Origin of the sequence: Xanthomonas sp. PPL134 (assembly GCF_040595915.1) — a bacterium.
Lineage (GTDB): Bacteria > Pseudomonadota > Gammaproteobacteria > Xanthomonadales > Xanthomonadaceae > Xanthomonas_A > Xanthomonas_A indica.
In genome coordinates this window covers 155,271-171,408 of the sequence record NZ_JAMDLL010000008.1, presented here as the reverse complement: position 1 = coordinate 171,408, position 16,138 = coordinate 155,271, and the positions used below count along the sequence as shown (strand labels likewise).

Genomic DNA, 16,138 nt, shown 5'->3' with positions numbered 1-16,138 from the left:
GATAGTGCCGCGCACGTTAACGCGCTGCGCGCGCGTTGTCGTCGTCGGCGCGCTGCACCGCGGTCACGCGCAGGCGCAGCGGGCGTCCGCCGGGCGCCTGCCAGTCGATGGACTGGCCCACGGCCAGGCCGAGCAGGGCGCTGCCGACCGGGGCCAGCACCGAGATGCGCGCATGCGCGGCATCGGCTTCGTGCGGATAGACCAGGGTCAGGTGGTGGCGCTCGCCGTGCAGCTCGTCTTCGCATTCCACGCGCGAATGCATGGCGACGATGCCGGGAGGAAGTTGGTCCGGCGCCACGACGGTGGCGCGGTCGAGTTCTGCGCCCAGCGCGAGCGCGGCCGGGTGCTGGTGCAAGGCGGGGGAGTCGAGCAGGGCTTCCAGGCGCGCGAGGTCGCGGCTGGAGACGATCAACGAGGGCGGCAGGCCGCTGCGGTGTTGCGAAGTCATGGACAGGCTCCGGTTGGATGGCACAACGAACGGGGGCGGCACCGTGCCGCCCCCTGTCGCCATTGTGCAAGCAAGCCGGCGCCGATGCGACGCCGCGGCCCGGTCGGGCCCCGCTCAGGCCACCTGGCGCGGCGCCTGACTCGGCAGCGGCGCCTGCGCCGGCAGCGTGAACAACGCTTCGGGCAGCGCGCCGAACAGGTGCGCCAGTTGCTGCAGGAACGCACCCATCGCCGAACTGCGCCGCCACAGCATGGCGATGCGCCGGCTCGGCCCGCCGTCGGGCGCGAACGACAGCAGCCGCAGGTTCGGCGGATTGGCCACCGGCGGCTGCACCGCCAGCAGCGGCAACAGGGTCACGCCGACGTTGGCGGCGACCATTTGCCGCAGCGTCTCCAGGCTGGTGGCCTGGAACTCGGCCTTCTCCAGCGCGCCGGACAGATGGCAGACGTCCAGCGCCTGGTCGCGCAGGCAGTGCCCGTCCTCGAGCAGCAGCAGGCGTTGCGCGTGCAGTTCTTCCAGGGTCAGCGGGGTCGGCCGCCGCGCCAGCGGATGCTGCTCGGGCACCGCCAGCACGAACGGCTCCTCGAACAGGAATTCGGCGTGCAACTGCTCGTCGTGCAGCGGCAGCGCCAGCAGCGCCGCGTCCAGCCGGCCCTCGCGCAGGCGGGTCAGCAGCACGTCGCTCTTCTCTTCGATCAGCAGCAGTTCCAGTTGCGGGAAGCGCTCGCGCACGCGCGGGATCACGTGCGGCAGCAGGTACGGACCGAGTGTGGGGAAGATGCCCAGGCGCACGGTGCCGGCTTCCGGATCCTGGCTGCGCCGCGCCGCTTCCTTCATCTGCTCGATCTCGGCGACGATGCCGCGCGCGCGGCTGGCCGCCTCGCGCCCGGCCGGGGTCAGCATGACCTTGCGCGGGGCGCGTTCGACCAGCGGCACGCCCAGTTCGTCCTCGAGCTTCTTGATCTGCGTGGACAGCGTCGGCTGGCTGACGAAGCAGGCCGCGGCGGCGCGCCCGAAATGCTTGTGATCGGCCAGCGCCACCAGGTATTTCAGATCACGCAGGTTCATCGACGGGTTCCTCGGGACGCAGCGGCGGGAGGTGTCGCAGGGTCACAGCATAGAGCGTCTGGCGCCGCTGACGGCGAGACAGATGGGCGTGCGCGTCGCAGGCCGTACGCCCGGGTCCCGCGCCGTCAGTGCGGCGCGGGACGGGGCGGATCAGGCCGCTTCGGCGACGCTGCCGCTGGCGACCGGTGCGCTGTGGCGGATCAGGTGGTCGAAGGCGCTCAGCGCCGCCTTGGAGCCTTCGCCCATGGCGATGATGATCTGCTTGTACGGCACCGTGGTCGCATCGCCGGCGGCGAACACGCCCGGCAGCGAGGTCTGGCCGCGGTCGTCGACCACGATCTCGCCGCGCGGCGACAGCGCCACCGTGCCCTGCAGCCACTCGGTGTTCGGCAGCAGCCCGATCTGCACGAAGATGCCTTCCAGCGCCAGGCGATGCACATCGCCGCCGACGCGGTCCTTGTACACCAGGCCGGTGACCTTCTGGCCATCGCCCAGCACCTCGGTGCTCTGCGCGTTGACCAGGATGTCGACGTTGCCCAGGCTGCGCAGCTTGCGCTGCAGGACGTCGTCGGCGCGCAGCTTGCTGTCGAACTCGACCAGGGTCACGTGGCTGACGATGCCGGCCAGGTCGATCGCCGCTTCCACGCCGGAGTTGCCGCCGCCGATCACCGCCACGCGCTTGCCCTTGAACAGCGGGCCGTCGCAGTGCGGGCAGTAGGCCACGCCCTTGTTGCGGTACTGGTCTTCGCCGGGCACGTTCATCTGCCGCCAGCGCGCGCCGGTGGACAGGATCACCGTGCGGCTCTTCAGCGAGGCGCCGTTGGCCAGCTTGACCTCGACCAGGCCGTCGGCACCGGCCGGCACCAGCTGTTCGGCGCGCTGCAGGTTCATGATGTCCACGTCGTACTGGCGCACGTGCTGCTCCAGCGCCGCGGCCATCTTCGGGCCTTCGGTCTCCTGCACGGAGATGAAGTTCTCGATCGCCATGGTGTCCAGCACCTGGCCGCCGAAGCGCTCGGCCGCCACGCCGGTGCGGATGCCCTTGCGTGCGGCGTAGATCGCCGCCGCCGCGCCGGCCGGGCCGCCGCCGACCACCAGCACGTCGAACGGCGCCTTGGCCGCGATCGCCGCCGCGTCGCGCTTGGCCGCGCCGGTGTCGAGCTTGGCCACGATCTGCTCCAGGGTCATGCGGCCCTGGTCGAAGACTTCGCCGTTGAGGTAGACGGTGGGCACCGACATGATCTGCCGCGCCTCGACCTCGTCCTGGAACAGTGCGCCGTCGATGGCCACGTGCTGGATGTTCGGGTTCAGCACCGCGGCCAGGTTCAGCGCCTGCACCACGTCCGGGCAGTTCTGGCAGGACAGCGAGAAATAGGTTTCGAAGCGGTATTCGCCGGGCAGGTTGCGCACCTGCTCGATCAGCTCGGCGGTGGCCTTGGACGGGTGGCCGCCGACCTGCAGCAGCGCCAGCACCAGCGAGGTGAACTCGTGGCCCATCGGCAGGCCGGCGAAGCGCAGGTGGATGTCGTGGCCGGGGCTGTTCAGCGCGAACGACGGGGCGCGCTCGCCGCTGTCGCGGTGCACGTCCAGGGTGATCTTGTCCGACAGCAGCACCAGATCCTCGAGCAGGTCGAGCATCTCGCGCGACTTGGCGCCATCGTCCACCGACGCGGTGATGTGGATGGGCCGGACGACCCGCTCCAGGTAGGCCTTCAACTGGGTTTTCAGATCGGCATCCAACATGGCGGACTCCTGACGTTGGGCAAAGCGAGGGGGAAGCGAACTGCCAGGGCAGTGCGCCGCGAACAAGGGAGGAGGGATGAACCGCAGCCGGCGCCGGCGCGCGATGCCGGCTGCGGTTCACCCCCACCCCCGCCACCAGGCGGAGATGGGAGCGAGGGGCGGCTTAGATCTTGCCGACCAGGTCCAGCGACGGCTTCAGGGTCTTCTCGCCTTCCTTCCACTTGGCCGGGCACACCTCGCCCGGGTGCGCGGCGACGAATTGCGCGGCCTTGAGCTTGCGCAGGGTCTCGGTGACGTCGCGCGCGATCGAATTGTCGTGGATCTCGAGGGTCTTGATCACGCCTTCCGGGTTGATCACGAAGGTGCCGCGCAGGGCCAGGCCTTCTTCCTCGATGTGCACGCCGAAGGCGCGGGTGAGCTGGTGGGTCGGATCGCCGACCAGCGGGAACTGGGCCTTGCCCACCGCCGGCGAGGTCTCGTGCCACACCTTGTGCGAGAAATGGGTGTCGGTGGTGACGATGTAGACCTCGGCGCCGATCTTCTGGAACTCGGCGTAATGCTCGGCGGCGTCTTCCACTTCGGTGGGGCAGTTGAAGGTGAAGGCGGCGGGCATGAAGATCAGCACCGACCACTTGCCCTTCAGGTCCGCGTCGGTGACTTCGATGAATTCGCCGTTGCGGTAGGCGTTGGCCTTGAACGGCTGGACCTGGGTGTTGATCAAAGACGACATGGAGTTTCCTCGTGGTTGCAATAGGGTCGGGGGATGGAACGAGGCTCATGATAGGGGGTGCCGATAGATCCCTCAAATCGATTGATGGAATTAAATAGATAGTTTTCATCTATCGATTCCCAAGCCTGGCTCTTTGCTGCACTGCCGCGCGATGGCGCCAGCCGCCCATTGCGCATAGGCGTTGCTCTCTTCTACCACGTTGGCTTTTCCGCGCCCGCTGCGTCATCGTGACAGCGATGAATGCGCCTACTCCCGAGTCCCTGCTGCGCGCGGCCTGCACCCAGGTCGAGCGCGGCGACGCCGAAGCCCTGCTGCTGCACGCCCTGCAACGCGACCGCGCGTGGCTGTTCGCGCACGCCCGCGAGCCGCTGGCCGAGGGCGTGGTCGTCGGGTTCCAGGCGCTGATGGCGCGGCGTGCTCAGGGCGAGCCGGTGGCCTACCTGACCGGCCGGCGCGGCTTCTGGACCCTGGACCTGGCGGTCGGGCCGGCCACGCTGATCCCGCGCGCGGACACCGAGCGGCTGGTGGAACTGGCGCTGGAGCGGCTGGATGGGACGCCGGGCCGGCGTGTCGCCGACCTCGGCACCGGCAGCGGCGCCATCGCCCTGGCCCTAGCCAGCGAACGCCCGCAGGCGCAGGTGACGGCCACCGACCTCAGTGCAGCCGCCCTGGCGGTGGCGCAGGCCAATGCGCATGCGCACGGCCTGGATAACGTCGCCTTCGTCCACGGCGCCTGGCTGGCACCGCTGGCCGGGCAGCGCTTCGACCTGATCGCCAGCAACCCGCCGTACATCGCCGAGGACGACCCGCACCTGCAGCAGGGCGACCTGCGCTACGAACCGGCCAGCGCGCTGGCGTCCGGTCCCGATGGCCTGGACGATCTGCGCCGGATCGTCGCCACTGCGCCAGCGCATCTGCTGCCCAGCGGCTGGCTGCTGCTGGAACACGGCTGGGACCAGGGCGCGGCGGTGCGCGCGCTGCTGGAAGCAGCCGGCTTCGCAGAGGTGGCGACCCATCAGGACCTGGAAGCGCGCGATCGGGTCACGCTTGGGCAGTGGCTGGCGGCGTAAGCCCGCAGCCATCCCATGGGAATTCCGCACTGCGCTGCACCCGCTAGCTCGGGTGTCAGCGTGGCGCTATGCGTAGACAACGCCGTCATCCGCCGGTTCGGCAACACCGTGCCGCATTCGCTGCGGGTCAATGTGGAGCGGTCAGTCGCGCATCGTTGGAGCGCCGCGCTCCCCGCCTGGCATTGAATATGGTTTGCAATGAGGTGCGGTGGCGCGGCCGTCTTCCGTGGGCGCTGCAAGGGGCGGTCAGGCGCGAGCACCGCGCCGCCAACGCGTTGCCGCCCCTGACGGCTGCGGCGTAGAGTGCCCGCATGAAAACCCGAATTGCCCTGGCTGCATTCACCCTCTCCATAACACTGACGGCAGGATGTTCCATGACACACGGCAGCCCGAAAGACCCCGCGAAGAATCCACACCCGGTCAAGCGCTACGAAGTCATCGCTACGTCGCAGGCTCCCGGACCGTGGGATTCGATCGCGGGTTACATCGGATATGACGTGGTCAACAAGAAATGCTTGCCGATGGACTCATTCCTCGGCCAGCAGGATGTCCCCAACATTGGCATCGACATTGAAATGGCTCGCGTGGACGAACACACGTGGAAAGGGTATTTCTACCGCGACGCCTTGCAGGACGAGGATTACTACAAGCTTGGCGTATGCCACTGGGACGTGACCAGTGTGAGCATCACGGCAGTCGCCACGGGAGTCAGGTTCAACTGGAGCCACACGTTGAATACCCTCCTGCGCGACGGCCTGCAGACGAGTTATTTCAAGAAGAGCTTGTACGGCGACCGCGCCGCCGCGCGCTATGGCGCGCAGCCCCTGACCGCTGAAGACCCTGAAGTCTCGCAACATCCAGAGGCGTACTTTCCGGTCACCGTCGTCGTCAAGGATGTCATCCCATGAGCCACATGGATCAGGTGCGCGCCGACGCGGCCAACGACGCCTATGTCAACCGCTCGCAGCGCGATGTCGAAACGTCGAAGGCCGTTTCCCTGGACGGCAAGGACTATACCGTCTTCGGTTATGCGAACGATCCGACGACCGGCTTTCACGCGACCGCCTATCAAAACGTGGCGGCGCCGCATGACGTCATCATCGCCTATCGCGGTACTGATCCAGCGCTGTTTTCGGGGGCGACCAGCGCGGAGAGGCGGGACCATGCGCTGACCACGCTGCAGGACATTGCTGTCGACGCCAAGATGGTGCGAGACAACGTCAATCCGCAAAAAGCCGCCGCCGATGCGTTCACCGCGGACATGCTGGCCAAGGCAGCCAGTCGCGGCATCCCCAGTGACCAGATCTCGGTTGCCGGCCATTCCCTCGGCGGGGCGCTGGCGGAACTCGAGGCGGCCAAGTACGGCCTGCGCGGCGCCACCTTCAACGGCTATGGCGCGGCGCAGCTGACCGATGGTCCGGCGCAACCGGGCTGCCAACTCACCAATTACCGCATGGCCGGCGATGTGGTGAGCGCAGCCAGCCCGCATATCGGCCAGGTAGTGTCGCTGGCCAGCCAGGATGACATCGAGAGTCTTCGCGCGGGCCGCTATCTGGATGCGCCGGCCGGCGCGCCGCCGCCCAACGTGCTGATCGCGATGCGCCTGGGTGATCATGGCGGCCAACAGCACTTTGGCAGCCAGAGTCCGGAGAATATGCTGCAACCGGCTCGCTTCGCGGAGGCGGTGCAGCGCTCTGAGGAGCATGAAGCGGCCATTGCACGTTTCCGCAGCGACGTATCGCAACACCGGGGGGAACTGTCGCTGGCGCTGCGGCAGATGCAAGCAGGCGATGGCCAGCGCCTGCTGCCCCCCGGAATCCAGCGGCAAGTGAACGAATACCTGACCTTGCATGCCGATCAGCCTATCCGTGACCGGATCGAAGGCAACGGTGTCGTGCAGGGCGTGCAGCACGGCTTGCAATCCAGTGCCGATGCGGTGCGTTCCAGCGGCCGCTACGTGCAGGCATTGGACGAGCGCATAGCCGCGGTCGCGCGTGAGGGGGGGCGCTTTACCGCACCGTTCATCCCGGTTGCGCCGCTGGCTGGGCATGTGGTGGGCGAAGCCGCCCGCCTGCACGGCCAGGGCGCGGATGCGGCGGCACGTTGGGTAGGCGGTGGACTGGAATCGGCAAAAAGCGCCGTGGAGCGGGGCGCGCATGCGGCTGCCGACGCCGTGGTGGAACGCATCCATGATCCTCGCTTCCAGGCAGGCGTGGCCAACGTCGCCAATCACATCGTCAATGCCTACGATGGCGCGCGGGTTGCGGCGCAAACCGCCACACACACGTATCAGCTCGGCAAGCAGGCGGTTTCCGATGGGGTTGACCGGGCCGAACGCGCGATGACGCACACCTACACTGCGACCAGACACGCGGTGACCGAAGGCCTGGAGCAGGCTGGACGCGCCGCTACCCAGACCTACGACGCGGCGAAGCACGCGGTCGCCGATGGCGTGGGGCGGGCCGGACATGCCGCCACACAGGCCTACGACGCGTCCAGGCACGCGATCTCGCAAGCGGCCGACAGCGCCGCACGGGTCGGCACGCGGGCATACGAAACCGCAAGACAGACCGCCACGCAGGGCATCGATGCGGCCAAGCATGCGGCGGGCCAGGCCTACGACACGCTGACCCATCCTGGGCAATGGTTCCAGCGCGGCACGCCGGCCCCTGCGTCCTCGCAGCCGCATCCGCAGACCCCTGCCGCGCCGCATCCGCATGGCGCGTCGACGCCGCCGGCTTCCAGCGTCCAGGCGGCACCGTCGGCCGCACACGCAACCGATCGTGCGCAGAACCTCGGCGCGCTGTCTGCGTCCGATCAGGCCATGTTCGCGCGTATCCGCAAGGACGTGCCGGCGCATATCGACGATGCGCACGTCGCGCAGGCGATGCTCGGCGCCAAGCAAGCCGGCATCGTGGGCGTGGACAAGATCGACCGGGTGCAGATGGCCGGCGCCACGCTGTGGGTGTCCGGTACCACGCCTGGCTTTCGCGCCGCCACGGACGTGGCGCAGGCGGCTGCACCGATGCGCGAGACGGTACAGCGGGCGCAGGCGTTCAATCAGCAGCGTGAGCAGCACGTGGCCATGGAAGCGCAGCAGCGGCAGCAGGACGCGCACGGCAGAAGCGCGTCGGTTCTCGGTTAGTCCCGATCCCGCGTGGCGATCGGCGCCGTGCCGGGCCCCTTCGCGGCCGGCCGTTTGCTGATCAGCCCCGCTGATCGTGGCGCGCATGGGTAGAATCGCGGTTTTCCCGCAGGAGGCGCTATGCGCACGCTGTATCCCGAGATCGAGCCGTTCGACAGCGGCATGTTGCCGGTGGACGCACGGCATACCCTGTCCTACGAACAGTGCGGCAACCCGCACGGCAAGCCGGTGGTGCTGCTGCACGGCGGTCCCGGAGGCGGTTGCAACGCCAAGATGCGCCGCTTCCACGACCCGGCCAAGTACCGCATCGTGCTGTTCGACCAGCGCGGTTCCGGCCGCTCCACGCCGCATGCCGACCTGGTCGACAACACCACCTGGGACCTGGTCGCCGACATCGAGCGGCTGCGCACGCACCTGGGCATCGAGCGCTGGCAGGTGTTCGGCGGCAGCTGGGGCTCGACCCTCGCGCTGGCCTACGCACAGACGCATCCGCAGCGCGTCACCGAACTGGTGCTGCGCGGCATCTTCATGCTGCGCCGCTGGGAGCTGGAATGGTTCTACCAGGAAGGCGCCAGCCGCTTGTTCCCCGATGCCTGGGAGCATTACATCGCGGCGATCCCGCCGGTGGAGCGCGCCGACCTGATCTCGGCCTTCCACCGGCGCCTGACCAGCGACGACGAGGCCACCCGCCTGGCCGCGGCCAAGGCCTGGAGCGTGTGGGAAGGCGCGACCAGCTTCCTGCACGTGGATGCCGATTTCGTCGACAGCCACGAAGACCCGCACTTCGCGCTGGCGTTCGCCCGCATCGAGAACCATTACTTCGTCAACGGCGGCTTCTTCGAGGTCGAGGACCAGTTGCTGCGCGACGCGCACCGCATCGCCGACATCCCCGGGGTGATCGTGCATGGCCGCTACGACGTGGTCTGCCCGCTGGCCAACGCCTGGGACCTGGCCAAGGCCTGGCCGAAGGCGACGCTGCAGATCACGCCGGCGGCCGGCCATTCGGCGTTCGAGGCGGAGAACGTCGACGCGCTGGTGCGCGCCACCGACGGTTTCGCCTGAGTCCGCGCGCGCCTGCGCGGCGCGCTCACGCGGGGGGTGCCGTGCGGCGCCCCCATCGCTGGCTCAGCAGGTCAGCATGTTGCCAGGTGTGTATCCGGCAGCCTCGCCTGCACCTGGCGGTACGGGCCGCGCGTCCAGCTGCGCCTGCGTGGTCTCCTCGGTCCACACCACGAACGATTCGAGCACGTTGTCGCCGAAGGTGGTGCTGATGGCCACGTCGGCGGCGTCGCGGCCGCGCGCGATCAGCACCCGGCCGATGCGCGGCAGGTTATGGCGCGCGTCGAAGGTGTACCAGTGCCCGTCGAGGAAGGCCTCGAACCAGCCGGAAAAGTCCATCGGTGCGTCCGAGGCGGGGACGCCGATGTCGCCCAGATAACCGGTGCAGTAGCGCGCCGGGATGTTCATGCAGCGGCACAGCGCGATGGCCGCATGCGCGAAGTCGCGGCACACGCCGCGCCCTTCCTGCAGCGCCTGCGCGGCGCTTTTGGTCGCGCAGGCGTGGGCGTAGCCGAAGGCGATGTGCGCGTGCACGTAGTCGCAGATCGCCTGCACCCGCGCCCAGCCGGTCGGCGTGCCGCCGAACAGCTCCCAGGCCATGCCGCTGAGCAGGTCGGTTTCGCAGTAGCGGCTGCCGAGCAGATACACCAGGGTGTCGTCGGGCAACTGCTCCACCGGCGTTTGCGCCGCATCGTAGCGGTACTGGTCCGGCAGTCCGCTGTCGCGCACCACCGCATCGGCACGCAGGGTCAGCGTGCCGGCGGGCGCCTGCAGGCGCGTGCAGCGATTGCCGAAGCCGTCGCGATAGCTGTGCAGCGGCACCGCCGGCACGCTGTGCAAGGCGGTGGCGGCGACGATGTCGTTGCGGCGGCTGTCGTGGAGGTCCAGCATCGCCAGCATCGGCGTCGCTTGCGCAAAACGGTAGCGAATCTCGTAGCCGAGGCGGATGAGCATGGGATGTCCGGTGTGGGGCGGGGCGCCGGCGCGGACCGGTCCAGCCTGAGCGTGCGCAGGCAGCGCTCAGCTTGGTGTGAAGACGCCTCGCCGCCGCTTCAGCATGCTGCGTCGGACTGCAAGCAGGTCTACGCAGCTGCCGGGGCGGCGATGAGGGTGGTCTTGGCACCGCTGTCGCTATGCTGAGAGAAGCTGTTTTCGTGGACGCCGACGCTGGTTCGAGCCGGCGTTCCGCCCTAGCCCAGCGCCAGCAACTGTGGCTGCAGCGTGGTGAAGATCCGCGCCAGCCGTTGCGCCCAGGCCTGCTGGCCGGCGGCGTCGGCGATCAGGTCCTGGCGGATCTCCAGTTCCACGTGCGGCAGGCCGCGGCCTTCGCCGTGCACGGGCACCGCGTAGTCGCTGCTGTCGCTGACCGTGTACGGTGCGTTGTCGCCGACCAGCAGGTCGTCTTCCTCGCGCAGCGCCTGCAGTAGCGCGTGGGCGAAGCGGGTGTCGCGGTGATACAGCACGCCGGCATGCCAGGGCCGCGGCACGCCGTCCAGCGCCGGGGTGAAGCTGTGCATCATCACCAGCAGTGTGGGCCGCGCGGCGGCGCGGCGCGCGTCCAGTTCGGCGGCGATGCGCGCGTGGTAGGGCGCGTGCACGGCATCGATGCGCTGCTGCCGCTGCGTCGCCGTGAGCCCGGCGTTGCCCGGCACCACGGTGCGGTCGCTGACAGGCGGGATCAGCGTCGGCGAGGCCAGCGGGCGGTTGCAGTCGATCAGCAGCCGCGAGTAGGTCTGCTCGATCGCCCAGGTGTCGAGCAGCGCCGACAGCGCACGGGTGGTGCCGGCGATGCCGATGTCCCAGCCGATGTGCCGGTCCAGTTCCGCCTGCGCCAGGCCGAGGCCGTGCAGCGCGCGCGGCACCGCCTGCCCGGCATGGTCGGCCAGCAGCACGAACGGCGAGCTGCCGTGCGGGCGGTGGATGCGGAACACCGCCGGGTCGTCGGCACCCAGCAGCGGTGGCAGATCGGAAACGGATGCCTCAGCCACGCGGCGTACCGTCGAGCTCGTGTTCGATCATCCACAGGCCGGCCCACAGTTTCGCGTCCAGCGCGTAGCCTTCGCCCATCTTCTGCACCAGCCACGCGGCAGCGCGCGTGCGCGGCACCGAATGCACGGTGATGTCCTCGCTGGCGTCGCCGCCGCCGTTGCCGACCTTGCGCAGGCCGCTGGCGCGCACGAAGGCGATCTTCTCGTTGCTGGCGCCGGCCGAGGTCGGGCCGATCAGCAGCACCTCGGCGTGGTCGGCGGTCCAGCCGGTCTCCTCCTCCAGCTCGCGCACTGCCGATACTTCGATCGATTCGCCGGCATCGATGTCGCCGACCAGGCCGGCCGGCATCTCGATGGTGCGCGCCTGCAGCGGCACGCGGAACTGTTCGACGAACAACACCTCGTCGTCCGGCGTGACCGCCACGATGATCGCGGCCAGGCCGCCGGCATGCACGCGTTCGGAATACTCCCAGGTGCCGCGCACGACCATGCGCTGGTACTTGCCTTCGTAGACGATGCGGGGCGGGGAATCATGGCGGGGCATGGGCAGCTCGCAGGTAGCGGAGGAAGAAGGCGCGGTCGCGCACGGCGCGGTCCGGCGATGCGGTGCAGTGTAGAGCGTGCGATGTGTTTTTGATGCGCGGCCTGCGGTGCGGCGGGCGCGACGCGGAACCGGAGCCACGGTGTCCCTGAGCGCCACGGCCTCGGCGTGCCGAGCACTGCGGCTGCCTCTCGCCTCGAAGGGCATCCCCGCGCCGGGCCAGCGGCGCCGTCGCGCGTGGCGGCGAGCGCGGCGCTCAGCCGGCCGCAAGCTCCAGGCCGGCGGCCTGCAGCAGCCGGCGCCGGGTCAGCGGCCCGAAACGCAGCGCCTCGCACAGGCCCTGCAGCATGGCGGCGTCGGCCGCGCCGCGGGCGAAATCCGCCGCGGCGGTGTGCAGCGGCGCGTCCAGGGCGATGGTGGTCAACTGCCGCCACAGCAGCGCGTGTTCGCGCTGCTCGCGCAGGCGCACGGCCATCTGCGCGGCACCGCGCAGGCGCAGGAACGCCACTTCGTCGACCCGCGCCAGCAGCGTGTCCAGGTCGCCGAAATGCGCCAGCAGGATCGCCGCCGACTTGGCGCCGATGCCGGTGACTCCGGGAATGTTGTCGATCGCATCGCCGGTCAACGCCAGATAGTCGGCGATCTGGTGCGCATGCACGCCGTGGCGTGCCTTGACCCCGGCCGCGCCCCAGCGCTGGCCGCGGCCGTAGTCCCATTGCTCGTCGAATTCCAGCAGCAACTGCGACAGGTCCTTGTCGGCGGAGACGATCACGCCGTGGAAGCCGTCGCCGCGCGCGCGATGCAGGGCGCTGCCGATCAGGTCGTCGGCCTCGTAGTCGTGGTGCGCCAGCACGCCCAGGCCCAAGGCTGCGCACAGCGCCTTGCAGTGCGCGAACTGGCGGCGCAGCGCATCCGGCGCCGGCGCGCGGTTGGCCTTGTAGGCGGTGTACAGGCGGTGCCGGAAGCAACTGTCCAGCGCTTCGTCGAAGGCGATCACGATGTGCTGCGGGCGTTCGCGCTCGAGCAGGTCGAGCAGGAAGCGGGCGAAGCCGTGCACTGCGTTGGTCGGCCAGCCCTGCGCGTCCTGGAACTCGTCGTGAATCGAGTGCCAGGCGCGGAACACGTACAGGCTGGCGTCGACCAGGTACAGCGGCCGCGACAGGGACAGGCCTGCGTTCACGGCGTCCAGTCGCTGAGCAGCGCGCGCGGATCCGGCCGCTCGCGCTCCGGGGCGTCGATGCCGGCGGTGCCGATGTGAATGAAGCCGGCGATGTGCTCGTGCTCGGCCAAACCCAACCGCGCGGTCACTATTTCGTCATAGGCCATCCAGCCGGTCAGCCATTGCGCGCCGAAGCCATAGGCCTGCGCCGCCTGCAGCAGCGCGAAGCACACCGACCCGGCGGTCAGCCACTGTTCGATTTCCGGCACCTTGTGCCCGCGCTGCAGGCAGGTGATCACCGCGATCACGACCGGCGCATGCGCGAAGCGTTCGCGGTCCTTTTCCACTGCCGCCGGCGAGGCGCCCGGATCGCGCTGCACGGTGCGCTCGGCGAGGATGTCGCCCAATGCCTGGCGCGCCGGGCCGGCAATGCGCAGGAAGCGGAACGGCACCAGCTTTCCGTGATCGGGGACACGAACCGCCGACTGCAGCATGGCCAGCAGCGTGTCCGCGTCCGGTCCCGGCTCGCCGAGTTGCTTGGATGGCACCGAACGGCGCGCATCCAGCGCTTGCAGCGAATGAATTGTGCGCATAGTCTCGATTCCGTGGGGCGGGCGCGAAATTATAGTCGCGCGCTCGCAGGCGGCAGCGGATGCCGCAGTTACACGGACAATCACGTTGCGTTGCTGATCTGCCGCTAGCTTCCGAATTGACGTCGGTCTCACTGCTGCCTGCGTATCACACTGCCATGACCCTTGCTGAATACGCTGAAGAGTTGTCGCCCAGCCGCAACGCGGATCTGCTCGAGCAGGTCCGGGATGTGGTGTCGGTCCCGCTCGCCGGTGCCTTCGGCGAGGTGCTAGATGTGCTGGCCGAGGCGCTGTTCCGCATGGCCGAGCGCGCCGGGCCGACCCAGAACGACTATTTCGAGGCGATCCAGTTGCTGCGCCAGCAGCGCGAGCCGATCGCCGCGCGTTTCCGTGCGCACCTGGCCCAGGCGTGGCAGGCGCTGGAGGCCGGTCGCCCGCTGTCGGTGGAGCGCAGCCTGGCGCGTGAGCGCGGCGATCTGAGCCTGGTCTCGGAGCAGGAACTGGACGTGCGCCTGGCGGTGCGTAACCTGGCCGGCGCGATCCAGCACCGCTGGCGGCCGGAACTGATGCGGCTGAACCGGTTCCTCGGCTTCATCGCCGGCGGCCAGCGCATCGATGCCGACAACAACCCGTTCGGCCCCGAGCACGTGGGCGCGGCGGTGTACGCGGCGCTGCACGGGCTGGTGCTGGCGCCGCAGGTGCAACTGGCGATCGTCAAGATCTGCGAGCAGGAACTGCAGGAGCGCGTCGGCGAGCTGTATGCGCAACTGGAGCAGCGCCTGAACCAGGTTGCGCGCGCCCGCGCCCTGCCCAGCGGACGCCCGCGCCGCCGCGCCATCCCGCGCCTGGGCGCGAGCGAGGACGAGGCGGCGCCGGACTGGATCAGCCGCTTCTTCGAGAACTGGGAGACCGCCGCGCCGCTGTCGGCGGCGCAGCGCCGTGCCGCGCGCGCGCTGGATGCGCATGCGCGCAACGAGCAGGACGTCCTGCCGCCGGCGCTGCGCGCGCTGCTGCACGAGGCGCAGCCGGACGCGGGCGCGGGCGATGGGCGGCGCTGCCTGTCGCCGCGCGAGGTGCTGTCGGTGCTGTCGCTGCTGCAGACCATGCCCCTGGCCGGGTTCGCCGCCGTCTGCGAGCACGGCGGGCCGCTGGCCCAGGGCCTGCGCCGCCAGATCGCCAGCGTCGGCGCCTCGCTCGGTCTGGATCCGGCGAGCACCTGCCTGGACCCGGCCGACGCCGACACGCTGGATCTGGTCGGCCTGCTGTTCGACGTGATGCTCGAGGAATGCGTGCTGCAGCCGGCGCAGCGCGAACTGCTGGGCCAGATGCTGGTGCCGATGGCCAAGGTCGCGCTGATCGACGGCCGCCTGTTCGTGCGCGACGGGCATCCGGCGCGGCGTCTGCTCAACCTGCTGGCCGACGCCTGCGACGGCAATGCCGGCAGCACCGGCCCGGAGCAGGCGCTGCTGGCGCAGGCGCAGGCGGCGGTGGAGCGGGTGGTGCGCGATTTCGACGAGCACCTGGCGGTGTTCCTGGCGCTGGAGGCCGAGTTCGGCAGCGCTTACGAGCAGTACCGGCGCCGGGTGGAGATCGCCGAGCGCCGCGCGTCCGAACTGCAGCGGGCGGAGGAGCGCCGCGAGGTCGCCCGCCAGCGCGCCGCGCAGGCCGTGCACGAACTGCTGCAGCAGGCCGGCGACGACCTGATCCTGCCGCCGCCGATCGATGCCTTCCTGCGCCAGTCCTGGTGCCAGTACGTGCAGCAGTCGGCCCTGCGCGACGACGGCCAGGGCAGCGCGCTCGCCGCGGCGCTGGCGCTGGGCGATGCGGTGCTGGCGCAGTGCCGCCAGGCCCAGGCCGGTGCGGCGCCGCTGGAGGGCTGGCTGCAGCCGCAGCGCGCCGAGCTGACCCGGCTGTGGACCAGCATCGGCCTGGACGCGGCGGCCGCCGAGGCCGCCTGGCAGTCCCTGCACACCGCGCTGGACGACCTGGCGCACGCGCGGCCGTTGCAGGCCGCGCTGCCCGTTGCCAGCGTGGAGGCGCCCGAGCCGCCTGCCGCCGAGACCGTGCCGGCGCTGCCGGAGCCGGCCCAGCCCACCGATTTCGACCACATCACCGCCGATTACTTCCGCACCCTGCCGCTGGGCACCTGGCTGGATTTCGTCGATCGCGAAGGCCGCGTGCAGCCCGGCAAGCTGACCTGGGTGAGTCCGATCTCGGCGCGCCTGCTGTTCGTCAACCGTCGCGGCGGGCGCCTGTGCGTCGCCTCGGCCGAGGCGCTGGCGGTGATGGCGCGGCTGGACCGGCTGCGCCTGCACCGAGACGACGATGCCTTCTACAGTGCCATGCAGGGCGCGGTCGACCGCCTGGAACGGGTGGCGGTTGCGGCCTGAGTGGGGCGTATTCAGGCCGCGCTGCACGCGCGGTTACGCTGCCACGCCCTACGATCCTGCTCGGTGTCACGTTCTGGAGCGAGAAATGCGTAGCCCATCACGGTCGACATTCAGCTACCTTGCCTACCATGCAGGAGCGGAAACAGGGGCCGCGTCTGTTCGTCCTACACCATTCTTCTATCTGGCGCCGTCCATGGCGCGGAGCCG

Annotated in this window: 14 protein-coding genes; 5 read left to right on the top strand and 9 right to left on the bottom strand. The window is 69.7% G+C overall.

The annotated features are described in order from the left end of the window. Positions 1–16: 16 nt before the first annotated feature. The 4 genes from rnk to ahpC form a co-directional block, all read right to left on the bottom strand. Positions 17–448, bottom strand: a complete 432-nt coding sequence (rnk, locus tag M3U25_RS15195) for a nucleoside diphosphate kinase regulator (RefSeq protein WP_263391418.1) — start codon at positions 446–448, stop codon at positions 17–19. Between the two features lie 114 nt (positions 449–562). Next, positions 563–1,516 (bottom strand): LysR substrate-binding domain-containing protein, encoded by a 954-nt coding sequence (locus M3U25_RS15190; RefSeq protein ID WP_184502369.1) that lies wholly within the window; start codon positions 1,514–1,516, stop codon positions 563–565. 150 nt (positions 1,517–1,666) lie between these two features. Beyond that, positions 1,667–3,259: an alkyl hydroperoxide reductase subunit F gene (gene ahpF, locus M3U25_RS15185; protein ID WP_184502368.1), complete on the bottom strand. Its 1,593-nt coding sequence runs from the start codon at positions 3,257–3,259 to the stop codon at positions 1,667–1,669. Between the two features lie 163 nt (positions 3,260–3,422). After that, the gene (gene ahpC / locus M3U25_RS15180) at positions 3,423–3,989 is read right to left on the bottom strand and encodes an alkyl hydroperoxide reductase subunit C (RefSeq protein ID WP_355500597.1); all 567 of its coding nucleotides are present in this window, start codon (positions 3,987–3,989) and stop codon (positions 3,423–3,425) included. Between the two features lie 236 nt (positions 3,990–4,225). Here ahpC and prmC point away from each other — a divergent pair, with 236 nt between their 5' ends. The 4 genes from prmC (at position 4,226) to pip (ending at position 9,266) form a co-directional block, all read left to right on the top strand. After that, on the top strand, positions 4,226–5,059 hold the full coding sequence (prmC, locus tag M3U25_RS15175; RefSeq protein ID WP_355500600.1) for a peptide chain release factor N(5)-glutamine methyltransferase: 834 nt from the start codon (positions 4,226–4,228) through the stop codon (positions 5,057–5,059). Positions 5,060–5,370: 311 nt separating this feature from the next. Then, positions 5,371–5,967 carry a hypothetical protein gene (locus M3U25_RS15170; protein ID WP_355500603.1) on the top strand — a complete coding sequence of 199 codons (597 nt, stop codon included), beginning with the start codon at positions 5,371–5,373 and terminating at the stop codon, positions 5,965–5,967. Then, positions 5,964–8,204: a hypothetical protein gene (locus M3U25_RS15165; RefSeq protein ID WP_355500606.1), complete on the top strand. Its 2,241-nt coding sequence runs from the start codon at positions 5,964–5,966 to the stop codon at positions 8,202–8,204. Before M3U25_RS15170 ends, M3U25_RS15165 begins: the two co-directional genes overlap by 4 nt. A gap of 120 nt (positions 8,205–8,324) precedes the next feature. Continuing rightward, positions 8,325–9,266, top strand: a complete 942-nt coding sequence (gene pip, locus M3U25_RS15160; protein WP_355500609.1) for a prolyl aminopeptidase — start codon at positions 8,325–8,327, stop codon at positions 9,264–9,266. 63 nt (positions 9,267–9,329) lie between these two features. On the opposite strand, the gene M3U25_RS15155 is transcribed toward pip, so the two are convergent. From M3U25_RS15155 to M3U25_RS15135, 5 genes are all read right to left on the bottom strand, one after another. Continuing rightward, the gene (locus M3U25_RS15155) at positions 9,330–10,217 is read right to left on the bottom strand and encodes a transglutaminase family protein (RefSeq protein ID WP_355500612.1); all 888 of its coding nucleotides are present in this window, start codon (positions 10,215–10,217) and stop codon (positions 9,330–9,332) included. A 236-nt stretch (positions 10,218–10,453) separates the two neighbouring features. Beyond that, positions 10,454–11,251, bottom strand: a complete 798-nt coding sequence (locus M3U25_RS15150) for an N-formylglutamate amidohydrolase (protein ID WP_355500615.1) — start codon at positions 11,249–11,251, stop codon at positions 10,454–10,456. Further along, complete coding sequence (locus tag M3U25_RS15145) at positions 11,244–11,795, bottom strand: NUDIX hydrolase (RefSeq protein WP_355500618.1); 552 nt, start codon at positions 11,793–11,795, stop codon at positions 11,244–11,246. Before M3U25_RS15145 ends, M3U25_RS15150 begins: the two co-directional genes overlap by 8 nt. A gap of 253 nt (positions 11,796–12,048) precedes the next feature. After that, on the bottom strand, positions 12,049–12,972 hold the full coding sequence (locus tag M3U25_RS15140) for a 5'-3' exonuclease H3TH domain-containing protein (protein ID WP_355500621.1): 924 nt from the start codon (positions 12,970–12,972) through the stop codon (positions 12,049–12,051). Beyond that, complete coding sequence (locus tag M3U25_RS15135) at positions 12,969–13,544, bottom strand: nitroreductase (RefSeq protein WP_355500624.1); 576 nt, start codon at positions 13,542–13,544, stop codon at positions 12,969–12,971. The genes M3U25_RS15140 and M3U25_RS15135 overlap by 4 nt, the downstream gene beginning before the upstream one ends. Before the next feature lie 155 nt (positions 13,545–13,699). Here M3U25_RS15135 and M3U25_RS15130 point away from each other — a divergent pair, with 155 nt between their 5' ends. Further along, positions 13,700–15,931 (top strand): DUF1631 family protein, encoded by a 2,232-nt coding sequence (locus M3U25_RS15130; RefSeq protein ID WP_355500627.1) that lies wholly within the window; start codon positions 13,700–13,702, stop codon positions 15,929–15,931. The last annotated feature ends 207 nt before the right edge of the window (positions 15,932–16,138 follow it).

Bases quoted from the DNA above. Each gene is read 5' to 3' on its own strand.
- rnk (WP_263391418.1), bottom strand. From the start codon at position 448: ATGACTTCGCAACACCGCAGCGGCCTGCCGCCCTCGTTGATCGTCTCC.
- M3U25_RS15190 (WP_184502369.1), bottom strand. From the start codon at position 1,516: ATGAACCTGCGTGATCTGAAATACCTGGTGGCGCTGGCCGATCACAAG.
- ahpF (WP_184502368.1), bottom strand. From the start codon at position 3,259: ATGTTGGATGCCGATCTGAAAACCCAGTTGAAGGCCTACCTGGAGCGG.
- ahpC (WP_355500597.1), bottom strand. From the start codon at position 3,989: ATGTCGTCTTTGATCAACACCCAGGTCCAGCCGTTCAAGGCCAACGCC.
- prmC (WP_355500600.1), top strand. From the start codon at position 4,226: ATGAATGCGCCTACTCCCGAGTCCCTGCTGCGCGCGGCCTGCACCCAG.
- M3U25_RS15170 (WP_355500603.1), top strand. From the start codon at position 5,371: ATGAAAACCCGAATTGCCCTGGCTGCATTCACCCTCTCCATAACACTG.
- M3U25_RS15165 (WP_355500606.1), top strand. From the start codon at position 5,964: ATGAGCCACATGGATCAGGTGCGCGCCGACGCGGCCAACGACGCCTAT.
- pip (WP_355500609.1), top strand. From the start codon at position 8,325: ATGCGCACGCTGTATCCCGAGATCGAGCCGTTCGACAGCGGCATGTTG.
- M3U25_RS15155 (WP_355500612.1), bottom strand. From the start codon at position 10,217: ATGCTCATCCGCCTCGGCTACGAGATTCGCTACCGTTTTGCGCAAGCG.
- M3U25_RS15145 (WP_355500618.1), bottom strand. From the start codon at position 11,795: ATGCCCCGCCATGATTCCCCGCCCCGCATCGTCTACGAAGGCAAGTAC.
- M3U25_RS15135 (WP_355500624.1), bottom strand. From the start codon at position 13,544: ATGCGCACAATTCATTCGCTGCAAGCGCTGGATGCGCGCCGTTCGGTG.
- M3U25_RS15130 (WP_355500627.1), top strand. From the start codon at position 13,700: ATGACCCTTGCTGAATACGCTGAAGAGTTGTCGCCCAGCCGCAACGCG.